Consider the following 17800-nt stretch of genomic DNA (forward strand, 5'->3'; position numbering starts at 1 on the left):
TTTCAAATTTACTTGAAGGTGACCGTTTTGTTTTCAATGGTTTCTAGCATAGCGAATAGTAAAAGGGTTGCGAGTGTGTAGACGATCATATACATCGTATTATCAATCAACCCATGGATTTGTGAGACTATAATACCGATGAGGATTAAACTCTTAACGATGAATCTATGTTTAAATAAGAATTTAAAGGTTTGATAGAAGTAGTAGACTAATCCCAGTAATCCAAAGGTACCCATCACCGCTAAAGTATGGAATAAGGTTGAATGGAAGACTTGAATGCGATCTGGATTACCAATATCGGTCATTGCTTCCCAACCACCGCCAAAGACTGGGAATTCTTTATAGATATCCAACGCGTGTCTATATAAAGTGAGTCGATTGGATGTAAAACTATCCAAATCATCTAACCCACCTTGAATCGCGATTTCATAGGCGATTTCTACCAACAGCCTCAATTCATATAGCGCTAACGCGATCAGAATAAAGGCGTAAATCATATTGAGTATGCCCCATTTATTGGTTTTCTTAATGACGTAAGGGACGTAGATTAAGAAAGACAAGAACATCGATAAATAACCGCCTCTTGAGGCTGATACGAACACGACGAATCCGGTTAATAACGGGGTAATCCAGTATAATATATTTTTCGGATGTTTGATGATGAAATAAAATTGTGAACCCATCAATAAAGTAATGTGGATGACCACATCGTTGATGTTTGCCCACCCAAAATCACCATGGAACCATGACGATTTCATCCCTAATGAAATACGTTCTCTCATTGGTTTATCGAGATTTTCTAAGAAGAATCCTAGGCCAATGTTATAGGATAACTCAGCGAGTAACAAGAGGGATGCGAAGAAGAGTATTCTCATCATATAGGATTCATCGGTTTTTAAGGTTTGTCTGAAAAACTGATATAGAATTAAATAGATAAAACCAATCAATGAAAGTATAAGATAGGTCGGCGTAATATCGACATATATACTGGATGCGATATACGCTATCGCAATCCATAAATACGGCTTGGTTAATACCCCTTTGGTAAACTTAACCTTAAACCGGATGAAATGAACGATGATACTGATGAATAAGAATATCGGAATCAGGAAAATCCATCCAAAGGAACTGATGGTATTCAAGTTTGGATTTTGCATATTGTACATATACATAATACCAATCAGAATTGGCATGGTATAAATGGTGTTTTCTATCCAAATTAAGATTAATGATATCAGGATGATGAAAAAGAAGATGGTATAGAGGTTATACATTTGGTTTTCTCCTCTAGAGATAAAACCTAAAAAAGCCAACCCATTGACCAGTAGTAGAAAGATATTGGATTTTAAGAAGGCTTCTAACTTTTTCATGAAAAAACCTCAGTATGTTTATTATAAAACAAAATCAAGCCATTCTAACCACACTATTGAATTTCTTTTCAAAACCTATGTGTGTTGTACGTCCATGACCAGGGTAACAAATGGTGTTGTCGGGCAATAAATAGAGTTTGTTCAATAGGCTATCTTTTAAGTCTTCAAAAGAGGATAGATATAAATCGGTTCTACCTACTGTCATATAAAAGAGGGTATCTCCTGAAAACAATACACCTTCACTGGCTAAATAAAGACTGGTTCCCCCTTGAGAATGGCCTGGGGTATGGATGACTTTAAATACTAGATTTTGAAAAGAGATTTCTTGTTCAATATCTGTGTCTAACCAACTATCGACATGTACTTTATAACTTAAACGAGATATACCCATAGCAGGATCAAAGAATACAGCATCTAATTTAGGTGCGATGACTTCCGCTTTCGGGTATAAAGCTTTCAAAGCATTGATACCCCCAATATGATCAAAATGGCCGTGGGTCGCGTAGATGACATCGACTTCCAAATCATTATCCTTTAGAAATTGTTTGACTGCCATTGAATCATAACCAGGGTCAATGACCAAAGCGTGTTGGTTCTTAACAACGATATAGCAGTTGCTTTTGATATCACCAAGTGTGAAACGTTTGATTTCCATAGAAACACCTCATACTCATTATAGCGTTTTCTTTAGAAAGGTAAAGCAAAGCGGATTAAAACGTTTGTAAAAAAGTGATAATAAGCATAAAATAAGGAGTGGAGGTTATATCGATGAATATCTATCAAAACTACGCTGAGTTGGTGGGTAATACCCCATTACTCAGACTCAATAAATTAGAAAAAGAATTGAAAACAGAAGGCCGATTGATTGCTAAAATAGAACGCTTCAACCCACTGTCGAGTGTTAAGGACCGTTTAGCAAAAGCAATGGTCGAAGATTTAGAACGCAAAGGGCTGATTACCAAAGATACTGTATTGGTTGAACCAACCTCAGGTAACACTGGGATTGGTTTAGCATTCATCTGTGCAGCCAAAGGAATACCACTTGTCATCATTATGCCTGAAACGGTGACCAAAGAACGTGTGATGACAATCAAAGCCTTAGGTGCTTGTGTTCTTTTAACCGAAGGACCGCTAGGGATGAAAGGCGCGATTGCGAAAGCAGAATCGATGCTTAAAGACTATCCAAACTACATCATGCCACAACAATTTAAAAACTTAGCCAATGCTGAAATGCACCGAAAAACGACAGCGGTTGAAATATTAAGAGATACCGATAATCAAGTCGCTGCATTTGTTGCAGGGGTTGGTACTGGTGGTACCATCACAGGTGTTGGTGAAGTCTTAAAACAAACCATTAAGGACGTTGAAATTGTGGCAGTAGAACCATACGATTCATCTGTATTATCGGGTGAAAAACCAGGGTCTCACCGCATTCAAGGGATTGGGGCTGGTTTCATTCCAAATGTCCTCAATGTAAAAATCATTGACAGAATCATTCGTGTCACGAACGATGATGCGATTCAAATGGCGAAATTGGTTGCGAAAACCGAAGGGGTATTCGTAGGCATTTCCTCAGGAGCTGCGTTGGTTGCTGCTGTTGAAGTCGCGAAAAACCCTAAGTACAAAGATCAAAACATCGTGGTAGTCTTACCAGATTCAGGGGAACGTTATCTATCCACTGGGGTATTTGAATAATATGTTTTTTAAAGAACTCCGGTTGACCATCAACCAAGCCAAGAAGAACGACCCTTCCGCGCCATCTAAACTGACCATATTATTATCCTATCCAGGCATACACGCGCTGATGTATTATCGTGTGGCGAGATTCTTTTATAACATCAAATGGACTGGTCTTGCAAGAATCATTTCCAATATCGGAAGAACATTCACCAACATCGATATTCACCCAGGGGCGAAAATCGGTAAAGGCTTATTCATCGACCATGGGGCAGGTGTTGTCATTGGACAAACCGCCATCATCGGTGATGACTGCGTCTTATTCCATGGTGTCACTTTAGGATCCAATTCTACCAACGCTAATGGTAATCGCCACCCCATCTTAGGCGATCGAGTGACGATTTACGCGAACGCTACCTTAGTCGGTCCAGTGAAAATTGGAGATGACTCGGTGATAGGAGCGAGTTCAATCGTGAAACAAGACTTACCAGATAAAAGTGTCGTTGTGGGTAACCCAATGCGTTTCCTATCGATTGACGGCAAACGCGTCTACGATTCCACATGTGAATGTGAAATCATGAAACAAGAACTCGCTGCTATGAAAGAACGTTTAGAAGAACTTCAGAAGCAACTAGAATCCAAATCATAGAAGATACTTAAGGCACCGACTGCGCTAATACCGCACTCAGGTGCCTTTATTTTCATTTAAAATGATTACTTATAAAAAAGTATGTCATTATTAAAATTTATGATATTATATTTATAATCAATTTAGAATAAGTTCTATAAGAATAAACAAAATCAAATAGAAGGATTGGATCATACTAGTGAAAAAAAATCGAGCATTAATCATAAGGTCATAATGGGTATTCAAACTATAGTCGACTCTTTCAAATATCACCCCAATTTACTTCGATTCTTTTGTAGAGGGCTTTTTGTTATATCAATAATTATATTTTTACTCGTAGATGAGATAGAAATCGCCTTATATACTTACATTTGTGGCATAATCATTATATTTATAATGGGACTTCTATTTCATAAGAAATCATCCACAAGAATTTTCAATAAAAATAATCCATTGTTTTGGGACACAATCTTTAGTCACCTTAAAGAAATTAGTGTCTTCGGATTGACATTATTATTGATGATACCTATAACCTACCATACTCAAACAAATCAAAGTTTTGAGAAAATAGTGTTTCTTCCATTAATGTTCATTGAAGGCTATTTTTTTGGAAAAGGGATTATATTCATTCTAAAAGTATTGTTTTCAATGGCATTTAAGAAGGTATTAGACATGCGAAAGAACGAAATCATTTATAACTCGATTCTCGTATTTGTATTGTTTTTTGGGTATATTGGTTTTTATTGGTATTTGAGTATTTACGGCACCATTCATAGCCTGACATTATATACGCTTTTCCAAATAAATTATCTAATTTATATCATTTTGCCAGTGTCACTTATCAATATAATTGCTAGTATAATAAAGAGACGAAATTCAATAGTATAGGTTAAAATTCATTTTTTTCCTATTGAACAAAGATTATTATTAAGGCACCGAATGCGCTAATACCGCACTCAGGTGCCTTTATTTATAATGTTTACTATATCTTTTGAAATGGTTTATGCAAAAAAATATAATAGCCTTGTAACAAAAGGGTGGGTTTCTCTTGAAGAAAAGGCTTTATTTAGTCATTCTATTTGCGCTATTATTGATCCTATCGGTATCAATTGGCGTCTCTAATATCAAGTTCATCGATGTCATTAAACTAGACCCGGATACGTGGTTTCTTTTACTGACGTCTAGATTACCAAGAACCATTGCGATCATCTTGACTGCAGTTGGTTTATCGATATCGGGTTTAATCCTTCAAACCATCAGTAAGAACAAGTTTATCTCACCTTCTGTGGTGGGTGTAACAGACAGTGCTCAGCTTGGTATCTTATTGGCTTATTTATTGTTTGGAACCCTCAGTTTGACCTTTAAGTTGGTGTTTGCTTTTGGGTTTGCAGTATTGGGTTCCTTTGTATTTATTACAATCTTAAACAAAATCAAATTAAAAAATGAAATCTATGTCCCTTTAATTGGGATGATGTTTGGTAGTATCATCGCTGCGATTGTATCTTTTCTAGCTTTCCAATTCAATGCGACCCAATTCATCGATACGATTGGGGTAGGCAGTTTTACAACCAAAATCGCGGGTAATTACGAATTGCTTTATGTCGTTATACCGCCACTCATTCTCGCATTTATATATATGGTTCAATTTAACATCATCGGGATTGGGGAAGACTTTGCTAAAAACCTAGGGGTCAATTATAAACGAACCATGATGATGGGGTTAGTCATCATTTCGATGGTAACTGCAGCCATCTTTGTGGTAGTCGGTTCTATCCCATTCATTGGATTGGTTGTACCGAACTTGGTATCTATTTATTATGGCGATAATGTCAAAAAGAATGCGATTGATATCGCCTTATTTGGATCTGTGTTTGTTTTGATTGGTGATATTCTTTCAAGGGTCATCATTTACCCATATGAGATACCTGTATCACTAACCATGGGTGTCTTGGGCTCGATTATTTTCTTATATCTCATTTATAGGAGGATCAATCATGCCAAATAAATTCATTAAACCGTTAATTATGGTAGGGCTAATCGCACTACTTGCAGTGATACTTTACCTCACCTATTGGCTCATCGGTATTGATGTGATTACCATTGGCCAATTAGTACGTGGGTTATCGAGACGTGGTGCCCGTGTGGTCGCGATGATTGTGGTCGCTTTCACGATGGGTATGACGGGACTATTCTTCCAAACACTGACTCAAAATCGAATCTTAACACCCAGTGTGATTGGGTTTGATTCAACGTTTGTACTCTCACAAACGCTCATTGTGTTTTTGTTTGGTAGTAGCACTGTACTGATTGCTAATCCATACTATAATTTCATATTATCGACATTGGTAATGGTGTTTTCTTCCTTACTGTTATACGGATTCGTATTAAAAAAAGGGAAAAACAACCTCGCATTGCTCTTATTGGTGGGACTTGTATTTAGAACCCTCATGGGTAGCCTCACGTCATTTCTATCCAGAATCATCGATCCGGACGATTTTCTGGTGGTGACATCACGTTCGATGGCTTCCTTAACCAACATGAACACCGATATTTTATGGTATCTAGCACTACCAATCCTAGTCCTTGTAATCATACTGATGGCTAGGGATACGAAGTCTTTTGATGTCATGAATTTAGGGGAAGACCAAGCGAAAAGCTTGGGGGTATCCTATCATAAACTGATGAACCGTCATTTGATCTATATCGCGATTCTCATTTCGGTATCCACAGCTTTAGTCGGACCACTCATGTTCTTAGGGTTAATCACAGTCAATCTCTCAAGAGAAATACTCAAGACGGATTATCATAAACCGCTGTTATGGATGAGTAGCCTCTTAGGTATTGTGTTCCTAGTCTTGGGTCAATTCATTTTGACCACCTTGAACCTCAATACCTCACTAGCTACCCTCATCAACCTCATCCGTGGGTTATATATGATTTCTATCTTGGTGAAAGGAGAAAAACAAGCATGATTGAAATCCAACACTTAAATAAAAAATATGGTAGTTTGGTCGTCTTAGACGATGTCAGTCTGACCATCAAAGAAGGCGCGGTTACTGCCCTCATTGGACCCAATGGGGCAGGTAAATCAACTTTATTAGGCGTGATTTCAAAACTGATTGAAGCCGATTCAGGTACTGTTTTATTGGATGGGGAATCCATTTCAAAAATCAAGCCCAATGGTTTTGCCAAGGCGATAGCTATCCTTAAACAGACGAATCAAATCAATGTCAATTTAACGGTCAGAGAACTCGTTAGTTTCGGTCGTTGGCCGCACTCTAAAGGCAATCTTACGAAAGAAGATGAAGCCAAAATCGATGAAGCCATACAGTTTTTAAGACTTAAAGAAGTACAACATAAAAACATCAACCAACTCTCAGGAGGACAAAAACAACGTGCCTATATCGCGATGATTGTGGCACAAGACACGAAATATGTCTTACTAGATGAGCCACTCAATAACCTCGATATGCGATACTCTGTCGACATGATGCTCATCCTCCAAGATTTGGTTAAAAAGCTTGGTAAAACCGTCATGATTGTTTTACATGACATCAATTTCGCAGCCACTTTCTCCGATCACATCATCGCGATGAAAGATGGCAAAATCATCAAAGAAGGTACCCCAGATCAAATCATGGAAAAAGACATTTTAGATTATGTTTTTGACCACGAGTTTTGTATCGCCGGTGTCAATGGTAAAAAGTATTGTATATACTATCAAGAAAGTGTAGAGGAAAAGATATGAAAAAAATCTTGTTTTTAATCATGGTTATGTCCATGAGCCTATTTTTAGCAGCATGCACCATCGTGGATGACACGAAAGAATACCCAGAAACAGTCACCATCACACAAACAGTCACACACGCAACTTCCAGTACGGATACTGAAAAAACCACAGAAACGGTAGAAGAAGTCATCCCAACCAACCCTAAAAATGTTGCGATATTCGATTTTGGTGCTTTAGATATATTAGACCATGTAGGGATTGAAACCTTAGGTATCGAAAAATTAGCGATTGTCAAATCCAATGTACCAAGTTATTTAAGTAAATACAATGTCGATTCCGTAACCAATGCAGGCACATTGTTTGAACCGAATTTTGATAATTTAGATTTATTTAGCCCAGATTTAGTCATCATCTCTTCAAGAAGTGCTTGGACCTATGACAAACTCAAAGCTGAACTGGGTGGGGTTGCCGTACTCAATGTCGCCGTCAATAACACCAAGTATTTAGAAAGTGTTGAAAACAACTTAGATAACTTAAAAGCAATTTTTGGCGGAAACGAAGCGTTTGATACCATGAAGACCACCCTTCAAACCAAAACCGCTGAAGTGAAACTACTCGCACAAATGAGCAATTTCAAAACCTTAATTGTCATGACCAATGGGGATGACATTTCAGGATATGGCGTTGGTTCTCGTTTTAGCTTCATCCACAATGAGCTTGCTTTTACAGCTGCCGATGCTAACTTCGGTAATGGTGATGCCAATACCCATGGTGACATCATTTCATTCGAATATATTCAAACCTTAAATCCAGATGTCATCTTCGTGGTTGACCGTGCCGCTGCCATCGGTGGAGAAGCATCGACAGGTGTACTTGATAATGCATTAGTCAACGCAACAAATGCAGCACAAAACAACCGCATTATCGTCTTAGATTCAATCGCTTGGTACATTGTATCTGGAGGATATCAATCTACCCTCACGATGATCAACGACACAAAAGCGCTCTTTAGTTAAGTCCTGTTGACAACCAACCAATAAATTGATACAATAAAGTGTATTTTAGGAGGTACCCACATGAATTTTGCTGATTGGATCGCTATGGTACTAGGTTTATTCTTAATCGTAGCAGTTGCTTTACAATCTTCACAAGACGATGTCGCAAGCGCATTTTCAGGTGAAAAATCAGAGTTATTTAAAAATTCAAAGGCGAGAGGCTTAGAACTCTTCTTAGTAAGATTCACCGCTGTTGTGTCCTTTTTATTTGTGGCTATGGTTATTACATCCATCCTTACCCACTAAGATAACTGAAAAAACCAATTAAAATCCCTTATTCAATTAAGGGATTTTTTGTCGTGTAAACATGCTTATTGCACCTTAAGAAAATAATAAAGTGCAAAAATTGCACCTATAATGTAAGATAAAGTGCAAAAATTGCACCTATAATGTAAGATAAAGTGCAAATATATGTTATCATATAAGTAGAGGTGTTATCTATGACATTGAAAGAACAAAGAATCTATTTGGGTTTAACACAAACAGAAGTATCTAAAATGGTGAATATACCGCTTCGAACTTATAAAGATTATGAAAACAATCCAAAGAGAGTAAATTCGATTAAATACAAGTATATATTAGATAAACTGCTCGATTTTGGACACATCGATGAATCTCACGGTGTTTTGACATTAGATCAAATCAAACAAGGTATTTTCAAAGCAACCCAAAGCTATGAAATTGATTTTTGTTATTTATTTGGTTCATACGCAAGAAATGAAGCCACACCCAACAGTGATGTGGACTTGATCATATCTACAAAAGCAACAGGTCTTCAATATTATGGTTTAGTTGAAACCTTAAGACAACACCTGCTTAAAAAAGTCGATGTGATTTTGTGGACCGATTTAACATCCAATCCAGAATTAATTTATGCAGTTTTAAAGGACGGCATTAAGATTGTTGGTAAAGGAAAAGAATGACCAGTATTTTGTTGAAAAAATAGCTAAAGACATTGATTTCATCATAAAACATACCCAAGGTATGACCAAGGAAGCACTCGAAATCAATGAGGTGTTGATTGATTCTATCCTATTTAGATTCATTCAAATCTCAGAAAGTATGAAACGTCTAAGTGACGATTTTAGAATCAGACATGCTGAAATTTCATGGGTTAGTGTGATAGGTTTACGAAATAAAATCGTGCATGATTATGGGGATATTAGATTAGATGTGATTTATCAAACCATTCAAATGGATTTACCTAAACTGAAGGAAGTATTTCATTTTTAGGGTTATTTGAGGCGCTTTTCTTATCATTAAAGGGATGCATTCATTGACTAAAAATCATTTAGTTGATACAATAAACCTAGATATAACCATCAAAGGGGGATGGACCTATGGACCGCGCCAAATTCATGAAAAAATATTTTCGTAAAAAGATTAAAGGTGCTCAAGATTTCGATGCTTATGCAAGAGCGGATTACGAGCAAGCCTTGGTGCGAGCTAGGGGTTTGCTTGGATTAGAAGAAGCTGATACCAATGAACTCAATCCATTGGTGGTCTCTTTACCTGAAGCCTTCTTTAAGGGATCTAGTGTCTTATTCAAGATGTCTAAGAAAAACGACCACATCCGCTTCAATCAAGCGAGGGTCACCGTTCTCTTATTTGGTGAACATCAATTGTACTACTACACCGCATTAATCGACCATGAACGCGGGGCGTTTTCGGATGATTACACCGTAGAAATCCCATATGGTTCGATTGTTTCCATAGAAACCAATTCCATTCGTTTCTATGAAAGAGGCACGAACCACCACTATATTGATTTACAACTATATCTAGTCAATGACCACGCAATCACGGTTAGACTCAAAGATGTCGTGGTTGAACGTAAAGAACTTCAAGAAGGGGTATCCATCCCTGAAGATACGCAAACCGTACTCATCAATATCATGAAATTCTTGCGTGCGAAACGTGGATTATAGCTCACACTTAGTGGGCTTTTTCTTTTGAAATAACATCTTAGATAAATGTTTGACAATCGATATAAAACCATGTATAATTAATCAAGCTGGTGATTGTATGATTTTAACACTTGAAAAGCTAAAAACCGAATATGCCAATAAGGGGTTCGATCTCTCATTAGACTTCAAACATCGATTGAAAGATCAAACACTGATGTATGACATTGATTTGGTCCGTGTTACGGGACAAGTCCAGTTTTTACAGAGCCGATATGTGCACTTTGATTTAAACATCGAAACCACCTTGACACTCCCTTGTGCCATCACATTGAAACCAGTGAGTTATCCGCTCAGTTTTAAAATTGAAGAAGATGTTTCTGAAACCAGTGACGCTGAATACATGATCGTTGAAGACAAAATCAACCTAGGCGACATCATTTGGGGTGCCATCATACCGATGATCCCAATGCAAGTCTACGCTGAAGATGCTCCAAGGGATTTGTATGAAGAAGAACCAAAGGTGAATGAAGTATTCGCTCAATTAAAAGACCATTTTGACAAAAAATAGGAGGTGTGAAGATGGCAATTCCTTTTCGCCGCACGTCTAAGACTGCAAAAAGAAAACGTCGTACACACTACAAACTAAGCAAACCTACTTTAGTGGTAGACCCACAAACTGGTGACTTAGTATTACCTCACAGAGTATCTCCAACCACTGGGGAATACAGAGGCAATAAAGTAGTTAACGTCAAAGAATCTGAATAAATCAGATTTAAAGAAGGATGCCGATGGGCATCTTTTTCTTTACCCAAAATTTACCCCCATTTATAAATGACTTTACAAAGTAAGCATTTAGTTATAAGATATTCATGAATTCTTAAAATTGAGGTTTTTTACATGAAACGAATTAAAGACAAAGGATTTATCCTTTTAACCATACTTGCTTTTATCATCTTGACGATGTTAAACCGGGTCATGGTCACAGCACAATTTTTCAATCCAGGCATGAATTTGTATTATGAACCATTTGGCATTCGTATCAATGCTTGGTTAGGTGACTTAGGTCTACTCAGTGTCCTTGTAGGGCTATTTTTATTGTTATTTAAAAACAAGAAATATTTCATCCTATCCGTTTTAGGCTTAGGCATTGGGTTATCTGTATTGGTATTCTCACTCAAGATTTATCAATTCTATTATGGGACTGCTTTCTCATTTTTCAATGCGAGAACCTTCTCCAATAGTGCACCTGTGCTTGGTCAACAATTGACCATCCACTTGTGGCGTAATCTCTTTAGAATGGGCCAATATATCGCCTTAATTCCAGCGTTCGCTTTTATTTATATTGGCGTTCAACTATTCACCCGTAAACCTTTCAAAGACAATCCAAATTGGCAGGATTCGGCACGCAAACGTCGTTTCGCCCTCAGCGCATTGCTCATGGGTTTGATGATGAGTACGTTCTCTCAGGTCGTCTATTATAACCACATCAACAATACATTTTATGAAGAACATCGTAACGCCTTAAAAGGGGTTCAAACGATGGGCATTTATAATTATTACTTGGTCGACTTGATCAACTATACCGTGATTCCACAACCAGAACCGGTATTAGAGACCAAACCAGACTTGAAGGCAGAAGTGGATGCGTATATAGACAACGCCAAACAATCCTGTCCACTCAATTATGAGTCTAATCCAAGTTGTGTCAATGGTGAATTAACCGGTATTTTTGAAGGTAAGAAACTCGTCATTTTCCAATTAGAAGCGATGAACAATTACCTCATCAACTTAAGCGTTAATGTCGATGGTACGGATTATGAAATCATGCCATTCATGAATAGCATCGCAAATTCCAATGAAACACTCTATTATGACCATTTCTACTCCAACTTTGGTGTAGGTAAGACCAGTGACGCCGAATTTGCAGGGTTGACCGGTTTATATCCGACAGGCCAAATCGTTACATACTTTGATTACTTAGCGGAAAACTTTGAAACCATTCCAAGTTTATTTAAAGAACAAGGCTATACCACTTATGGTGTCAATGGCTCTAATGAATCCTTTTACAAACGATTCATCAATTATGAATTGTTGGGTTTCGATGAGTTCGTTCCAGCTGAACGACTATTGGCAGAAAATTATTATGACCCAGAAATCAATGTCATCAATGGTTGGGTCGATGATACTGTTATTTTCGATTACGTGACAGACGTTTTACAAAAAGACGAAGACCAATTCATCTTCGCCCTTTCCACCGTTAGCCATACCCCTTATTTTGATGTTGAAGGCATCACAGGTGTGAATGTTTGGGAAAACACCATCGAACGTGATTTAGGCAATTACTTTGATTTTAATCGTCGCTTTGATATCGTGTTTGAAGCGTTCTTCCAAGAACTTGAAAATTTGGGTATTTTAGAGGATACCGTCTTTATCATGTATGGTGACCATACCGGCAATATGACGATGTCAGATTTAGAACAAATCTACCCTGAATTGACCCATCAAGAATTCCAAGAATTGTCACACAACGTACCGTTTATGATCTACGCTCCTGGAATGGATTTAAGCCAATACGACTTAAACACATCGATGGTTCGTGGTCAAGCAGACATCAAACGTACCGTCAGCAACCTCTTTAATCTCAATGAAGTCTATCATTTTGGTGTGGATATTACGTCTAATAATCGCTCCTATACCTATAACCCAATGACACTCGATTTATTTACTGACGATTATCATATGATCGTTCCGATGTTATATGTATCCAATTCGGATTATCAAGAACAGGCACAAACCATCGCTGACTGGTTCTTAGAATACAAATTGATCAACGACGCGATTTTAAAATATCGCTATTTCGATAACCCTTAATATGAAACACTATAGTGTATTACTCAAAGAGTCGATTGACGCACTCAAACTCAAAGAAAATGGCATTTACGTGGACGCGACCCTTGGGGGTGGCGGACACAGTGAAGCCATTTTGTTGTCGTTAAAAGGCGGTCATTTATACGGTTTTGACCAAGACCAATATGCCTTAAAAACCGCTCAAGAGCGGTTAAAAGGGTTTAATAACTTTACAGCAGTCGCTTCAAATTTTGAATTCATTCAAGAAGAACTAAAAGCCTTAGGTATCGATAAAATCGATGGGGTGGTCATGGATTTGGGGATGTCTTCCTTTCAAATCGATGACGCTTCCCGTGGTTTTTCCTATATGCAGGATGCGAAACTCGACATGCGCATGAATCAACATCAAACCAAGACCGCGTATGACATCGTGAATAACGCGTCCTATGAAGAACTTGTCTATATGTTTGAAGTCTATGGAGAAGAGGATTTTGCTAGACCAATCGCGAGAAAAATCATCGAATCCAGACCACTCAATACCACCTTTGATTTGGTCAAAATCACCGATATGTATAAATACAAATCAAAATCTCATTCAGCGAAACAAGTATTTCAAGCGCTAAGAATCGCTGTGAATGATGAGTTGGGTGTTTTAGAACGCACGTTACCAAAACTGCTATCGATGTTAAATCCCGATGGGGTGATGTCCATCATCACGTTCCATTCATTAGAAGATCGAATTGTCAAACACTTCTTCAAAACCAACAGCGAAGTTCATGTCCCTAAAGGGATTCCTATGTTAAAACTACCCACCCCACCACTCAGATTGTTGACCAAAAAACCAATCTTACCTTCGGAACAAGAACTGACGGAAAACAGCCGATCAAACAGTGCGAAACTCCGTGTCGCGATTAAAAATGAGGTGGCTGAATGAGACTCATTACCTATGGCAACGAAGCATTTAAAGCCATTTTAGAAGACATCGATCGTGCCCAACGAAGTATCCTCATTCAAATGTTCATTTGGCGTGATGATCAGATTGGTAATCAACTCTTAAATCACTTACAAAGTGCATTGGATCGAGGGGTTCAAGTCACGATTCAAAAAGATGCTTATGGGTCTATTTTTGAAAAAGCAGAAGAGAATAAACAGAGCTTATTTCATAAAGACAAACAAAAAGGCATCCATATCTTAGCGAAAATCATCGATGTTGGCTACGCTGATGATAGAAAACCCAAAGGTTATCAACAAAAGCCCAATGAAGCCTTGAACAAATTCATTGGTCATCCGAACTTATCACTATCAACCTCAATCCTCAAAGACCATACGAAGTTTTACATCATCGATGACACCATCTTTTATGTCGGTGGGGTCAATATCGAAGACAAAGAGAATGGAAAAGACATTCAAGGTAGAACCTATTTAGATTATATGGTGAGAATCGATAACCCCGATGAAGTGAACTATTTCCTATCGAGATTTGAAGGTAAAATAGCCTATGATGCGAATCGAACGATTGAATATGTGATGAATAGACCAAACGATTTTCAAGTCATAAAAGACCTAACACACCTATTAAATCAAGCAAATTATCGCATTTTGATGCATATGGCCTATTTCGGAGCGAAATCTGCCATGCAAGCCTTATTTAACGCTTTAAAGCGTGGTGTGAAAGTGACCATCGTGACCTCTAAAGTCTCTAACCTTCAAACCGAATATAATCTTTACTGGATGAATAAACTCCAACAAGCAGGTGCAGAAGTCTATTTATATGAAGGCTTGGTACATGCGAAAGCGATTCTGATTGATGATACCTTCATCGTCGGATCAACAAACTTGAATAATTCAGCCTTTGATCAATTGGGTGAATGTTCACTGGTGGTTCAAGGGGATGCCGCTTTAAAAGAATCCTTCTTACAAAGCCATAAAGATATTTTGTCTAATACCATTCAAACGAACCCCATTAAATATTCAAAAATTAAGTCTTTTTTTGAACAATTACTCAGTTAAAAGCGTGATGATTTCACGCTTTTTCTTTTCCTATGCTATACTGAAAGTATAAAAGAGGTGTTATTGTGGAAAATCGTTTGACCAAAGGCCCTTTACTCGATGAACGAGGCAATCTCATCGAAGCGGGCTATCACGAAGATTTGATTCGTGCGTATGACCGTAAAGACATCACCGTCAAAGGGATGCGCACCAAAGAATGGGATTACTACTACATCGGTAATCATAAACACGGCATCGCTTTTACGGTCGCTGATAATTCGTACATGTGGCTGGTTTCCATCACCACCTTTGATTTTGAACATAAAACTGAACATACCAAATCACCGATGGGCTTTTTCCCAATGAAGCGACTAGGTATGCCAAGTTCATCGAGGGTCGGCAACGTGGTCTTTCAAAAGAAGGGATTCTCGTTTGAATTTTTAATCGAAAATGATAAGCGACATCTCAAGGTTAGGATGGACCGTTTTAAAGACAATAAAACGCTATCCGCAGATATTGTTTTAACCGAAAAAGAAAACAGCTCCATGGTGATCGCGACGCCGTTTGAAACCAAAGGACATTTCTATTACAACCACAAAATCAATTTGATGGATGTCTCCGGTAGTTATACGATTGGACAAGACACGTTCCCACTGGTAAATGCGTTTGGCACACTCGACTGGGGTAGAGGTGTTTGGACCTATAAGAATACCTGGTATTGGTCCAGTGCTTCTGATTTATTCGAAGGCAAGCGCATTGGCTTTAACTTGGGTTACGGCTTTGGGGATACCTCAAAGGCCAGTGAAAATATGTTTTATTACGATGGACAGTGCTATAAGTTTGAAGACATCACTTTTAATATTCCAAAGAAGCATGACCAATATGATTACATGAGTCCTTGGACATTCACCTCTAAATCTGGTGATATTGAACTCACATTTCATCCGATTTTAGACCGTCAAAGCGCGTCTAATGTGGTAGTCATCAAATCCATTCAACATCAAGTCTTTGGCAAATTCAGTGGCTATTTCACCTTAAAGAATGGTCAGAAAATCGAATTTCATAACGTCATGGGTTTCGCGGAACGCGTGGTTAATCATTGGTAAATTGTAAAAGACAGTCTCGAAAGGACTGTCTTTTAATTTCGACTACAATCGAAATTAAAAGCTAAAACGCATATAATTTCGACTATAATCGAAATCAAGAGGTGATACTGTGATTAATCGAGAATTGTATATCGATGAGTTGTGGCGTTATAACAACACAATCAAGAAGTCCCCTTCCTCTTCAGGTAGTGGAATGAATTGATTGTTTTTCTTTTGATTTATGTATACAAACACCCATAAATAATGTTATAATATAGTTGAATAATCTCAATACATAAACACTATGAAAGGGTGAACTGGATGAACAAAGCCTTTAAGTTTCGAATCTATCCAAATGAATCTCAAAAGACTTTAATCCATATGACTCTAGGCCATAATCGCTTTCTCTGGAATAAGATGTTAGAAGATAAACAGAAACAGTATGAACTCACTAAAAACATCCTTCATCCCACACCTGCACAATATAAAGATGCTTATCCATTTCTAAAAGACATAGACTCTTTATCTTTAGCCAATACACAACTCAATCAAGAAAAAGCTTTTAAACAATTCTTCAATCATAAACAAGACTTCCCTAAGTTTCATTCTAAGAAACAAGACTATGGTTATACGACCAATCTTGTTAACAATAATATCGCTCTATTAAAAGGTTTTATCAAACTACCTAAACTGGGTGAAGTAAAGATCAAACAACATAGAGCCATACCCAATGAGATGATTCTCAAAAGTGTAACGGTATCTAAGACTGGTACAGGTAAGTATTATGTTTCTATTCTATATGAATACCAAAAAGAGATTAAGAAAAAAGATGTAAAAGAATCGATTGGATTAGATTTCTCAATGACTCATTTCTATGTGGATCATGAAGGATTTAAATTGGATTATCCTAAAGACATCCAAACAGACTTCAATAAACTCAGAGTCCTTCAAAGAAGTTTATCTAGAAGAATCAAGGGTTCTAGTAACTATCATCAGAAAGTATTAGAAATCGCCTTATTACATGAAAGAATCAGACATAAAAGAGATGACTTTTTACATAAACTATCTAACGCGATAACCAAGCGTTATGATTTGGTGAGTGTCGAAGGATTGAATCTTAAAGATATGTCTCAAACAAGTCCATATTACGCTAAGCAAATATCACGGTTTGGTTGGACTAGGTTTATATCATTCTTGAAGTACAAGTTAGAAACACAAGGTAAGACTTTGATGGTGATGGACGAGTGGTATCCATCGTCAAAGAGATGTAGTTGTTGTGGGGACATCAAAACAGATTTGAAGTTATCTGAGCGAGTTTATCATTGTCCAAGTTGTGAGTTACATTTGGATAGAGATCATAACGCAGCGATCAATATCAACAAAGAAGGGTTTAGAAAGTATAAGTTAGCATTTCAGTTATAAACAAATAAGAACCGTAGGGACTACGGGGATAGCCTATTGAGTCACTGGCGGGTACGCTGGTTTGGATAGGAAGCCCCCACTTCTATTTAA

19 protein-coding genes are annotated in these 17800 nt (G+C 37.6%); 17 read left to right on the forward strand and 2 right to left on the reverse strand.

Going from position 1 to position 17800, the window contains the following annotated elements; translation table 11 throughout:
• Positions 1 to 8 precede the first annotated feature (8 nt).
• Positions 9 to 1370 (reverse strand): O-antigen ligase family protein, encoded by a 1362-nt coding sequence (locus N7548_RS03000; RefSeq protein WP_263607942.1) that lies wholly within the window; start codon positions 1368 to 1370, stop codon positions 9 to 11.
• A 34-nt stretch (positions 1371 to 1404) separates the two neighbouring features.
• On the reverse strand, positions 1405 to 2025 hold the full coding sequence (locus N7548_RS03005) for an MBL fold metallo-hydrolase (protein WP_263607943.1): 621 nt from the start codon (positions 2023 to 2025) through the stop codon (positions 1405 to 1407).
• A 113-nt stretch (positions 2026 to 2138) separates the two neighbouring features.
• On the opposite strand from N7548_RS03005, the gene cysK reads away from it, so the two are divergent.
• From cysK to N7548_RS03090, 17 genes are all read left to right on the forward strand, one after another.
• Positions 2139 to 3065, forward strand: a complete 927-nt coding sequence (gene cysK / locus N7548_RS03010; protein WP_263607944.1) for a cysteine synthase A — start codon at positions 2139 to 2141, stop codon at positions 3063 to 3065.
• Position 3066: 1 nt separating this feature from the next.
• Positions 3067 to 3696: a serine O-acetyltransferase EpsC gene (gene epsC / locus N7548_RS03015; protein ID WP_263607945.1), complete on the forward strand. Its 630-nt coding sequence runs from the start codon at positions 3067 to 3069 to the stop codon at positions 3694 to 3696.
• Between the two features lie 1027 nt (positions 3697 to 4723).
• The gene (locus N7548_RS03020) at positions 4724 to 5680 is read left to right on the forward strand and encodes an ABC transporter permease (RefSeq protein ID WP_263607946.1); all 957 of its coding nucleotides are present in this window, start codon (positions 4724 to 4726) and stop codon (positions 5678 to 5680) included.
• Complete coding sequence (locus tag N7548_RS03025; RefSeq protein WP_263607947.1) at positions 5670 to 6647, forward strand: iron chelate uptake ABC transporter family permease subunit; 978 nt, start codon at positions 5670 to 5672, stop codon at positions 6645 to 6647. Before N7548_RS03020 ends, N7548_RS03025 begins: the two co-directional genes overlap by 11 nt.
• Complete coding sequence (locus N7548_RS03030) at positions 6644 to 7423, forward strand: iron ABC transporter ATP-binding protein (RefSeq protein WP_263607948.1); 780 nt, start codon at positions 6644 to 6646, stop codon at positions 7421 to 7423. Before N7548_RS03025 ends, N7548_RS03030 begins: the two co-directional genes overlap by 4 nt.
• The gene (locus tag N7548_RS03035) at positions 7420 to 8421 is read left to right on the forward strand and encodes a siderophore ABC transporter substrate-binding protein (RefSeq protein ID WP_263607949.1); all 1002 of its coding nucleotides are present in this window, start codon (positions 7420 to 7422) and stop codon (positions 8419 to 8421) included. The genes N7548_RS03030 and N7548_RS03035 overlap by 4 nt, the downstream gene beginning before the upstream one ends.
• Positions 8422 to 8481: 60 nt before the next feature.
• On the forward strand, positions 8482 to 8706 hold the full coding sequence (secG, locus tag N7548_RS03040) for a preprotein translocase subunit SecG (RefSeq protein ID WP_263607950.1): 225 nt from the start codon (positions 8482 to 8484) through the stop codon (positions 8704 to 8706).
• 194 nt (positions 8707 to 8900) lie between these two features.
• Positions 8901 to 9383 (forward strand): nucleotidyltransferase domain-containing protein, encoded by a 483-nt coding sequence (locus N7548_RS03045; RefSeq protein ID WP_263607951.1) that lies wholly within the window; start codon positions 8901 to 8903, stop codon positions 9381 to 9383.
• On the forward strand, positions 9361 to 9693 hold the full coding sequence (locus tag N7548_RS03050) for a HepT-like ribonuclease domain-containing protein (RefSeq protein ID WP_263607952.1): 333 nt from the start codon (positions 9361 to 9363) through the stop codon (positions 9691 to 9693). The genes N7548_RS03045 and N7548_RS03050 overlap by 23 nt, the downstream gene beginning before the upstream one ends.
• 107 nt (positions 9694 to 9800) lie before the next feature.
• Entirely contained in the window at positions 9801 to 10388 is a 588-nt protein-coding gene (locus N7548_RS03055; protein WP_263607953.1) for a hypothetical protein, read from the forward strand.
• Positions 10389 to 10485: 97 nt separating this feature from the next.
• The gene (locus N7548_RS03060) at positions 10486 to 10935 is read left to right on the forward strand and encodes a YceD family protein (RefSeq protein ID WP_263607954.1); all 450 of its coding nucleotides are present in this window, start codon (positions 10486 to 10488) and stop codon (positions 10933 to 10935) included.
• An 11-nt stretch (positions 10936 to 10946) separates the two neighbouring features.
• Positions 10947 to 11132 carry a 50S ribosomal protein L32 gene (rpmF, locus tag N7548_RS03065; RefSeq protein WP_263607955.1) on the forward strand — a complete coding sequence of 62 codons (186 nt, stop codon included), beginning with the start codon at positions 10947 to 10949 and terminating at the stop codon, positions 11130 to 11132.
• A gap of 132 nt (positions 11133 to 11264) precedes the next feature.
• Positions 11265 to 13238, forward strand: a complete 1974-nt coding sequence (locus N7548_RS03070; RefSeq protein WP_263607956.1) for an LTA synthase family protein — start codon at positions 11265 to 11267, stop codon at positions 13236 to 13238.
• Between the two features lies 1 nt (position 13239).
• A complete protein-coding gene (rsmH, locus tag N7548_RS03075; RefSeq protein ID WP_263607957.1) occupies positions 13240 to 14148 on the forward strand; it encodes a 16S rRNA (cytosine(1402)-N(4))-methyltransferase RsmH in 909 nt (302 codons plus the stop codon).
• Positions 14145 to 15224, forward strand: a complete 1080-nt coding sequence (locus N7548_RS03080) for a phospholipase D-like domain-containing protein (RefSeq protein ID WP_263607958.1) — start codon at positions 14145 to 14147, stop codon at positions 15222 to 15224. Before rsmH ends, N7548_RS03080 begins: the two co-directional genes overlap by 4 nt.
• 65 nt (positions 15225 to 15289) lie before the next feature.
• Positions 15290 to 16309, forward strand: a complete 1020-nt coding sequence (locus N7548_RS03085) for a DUF2804 domain-containing protein (protein ID WP_263607959.1) — start codon at positions 15290 to 15292, stop codon at positions 16307 to 16309.
• A 300-nt stretch (positions 16310 to 16609) separates the two neighbouring features.
• Positions 16610 to 17710: an RNA-guided endonuclease InsQ/TnpB family protein gene (locus N7548_RS03090; RefSeq protein WP_263607960.1), complete on the forward strand. Its 1101-nt coding sequence runs from the start codon at positions 16610 to 16612 to the stop codon at positions 17708 to 17710.
• The last annotated feature ends 90 nt before the right edge of the window (positions 17711 to 17800 follow it).

This window comes from Paracholeplasma manati (assembly GCF_025742995.1).
Lineage (GTDB): Bacteria > Bacillota_I > Bacilli_A > Acholeplasmatales > UBA5453 > Paracholeplasma > Paracholeplasma manati.

Excerpts from the sequence above, each read along its gene's own strand:
- N7548_RS03000 (WP_263607942.1), bottom strand. The coding sequence starts at position 1,370 with ATGAAAAAGTTAGAAGCCTTCTTAAAATCCAATATCTTTCTACTACTG.
- N7548_RS03005 (WP_263607943.1), bottom strand. The coding sequence starts at position 2,025 with ATGGAAATCAAACGTTTCACACTTGGTGATATCAAAAGCAACTGCTAT.
- cysK (WP_263607944.1), top strand. The coding sequence starts at position 2,139 with ATGAATATCTATCAAAACTACGCTGAGTTGGTGGGTAATACCCCATTA.
- epsC (WP_263607945.1), top strand. The coding sequence starts at position 3,067 with ATGTTTTTTAAAGAACTCCGGTTGACCATCAACCAAGCCAAGAAGAAC.
- N7548_RS03025 (WP_263607947.1), top strand. The coding sequence starts at position 5,670 with ATGCCAAATAAATTCATTAAACCGTTAATTATGGTAGGGCTAATCGCA.
- N7548_RS03030 (WP_263607948.1), top strand. The coding sequence starts at position 6,644 with ATGATTGAAATCCAACACTTAAATAAAAAATATGGTAGTTTGGTCGTC.
- N7548_RS03035 (WP_263607949.1), top strand. The coding sequence starts at position 7,420 with ATGAAAAAAATCTTGTTTTTAATCATGGTTATGTCCATGAGCCTATTT.
- secG (WP_263607950.1), top strand. The coding sequence starts at position 8,482 with ATGAATTTTGCTGATTGGATCGCTATGGTACTAGGTTTATTCTTAATC.
- N7548_RS03045 (WP_263607951.1), top strand. The coding sequence starts at position 8,901 with ATGACATTGAAAGAACAAAGAATCTATTTGGGTTTAACACAAACAGAA.
- N7548_RS03055 (WP_263607953.1), top strand. The coding sequence starts at position 9,801 with ATGGACCGCGCCAAATTCATGAAAAAATATTTTCGTAAAAAGATTAAA.
- N7548_RS03060 (WP_263607954.1), top strand. The coding sequence starts at position 10,486 with ATGATTTTAACACTTGAAAAGCTAAAAACCGAATATGCCAATAAGGGG.
- rpmF (WP_263607955.1), top strand. The coding sequence starts at position 10,947 with ATGGCAATTCCTTTTCGCCGCACGTCTAAGACTGCAAAAAGAAAACGT.
- N7548_RS03070 (WP_263607956.1), top strand. The coding sequence starts at position 11,265 with ATGAAACGAATTAAAGACAAAGGATTTATCCTTTTAACCATACTTGCT.
- rsmH (WP_263607957.1), top strand. The coding sequence starts at position 13,240 with ATGAAACACTATAGTGTATTACTCAAAGAGTCGATTGACGCACTCAAA.
- N7548_RS03080 (WP_263607958.1), top strand. The coding sequence starts at position 14,145 with ATGAGACTCATTACCTATGGCAACGAAGCATTTAAAGCCATTTTAGAA.
- N7548_RS03090 (WP_263607960.1), top strand. The coding sequence starts at position 16,610 with ATGAACAAAGCCTTTAAGTTTCGAATCTATCCAAATGAATCTCAAAAG.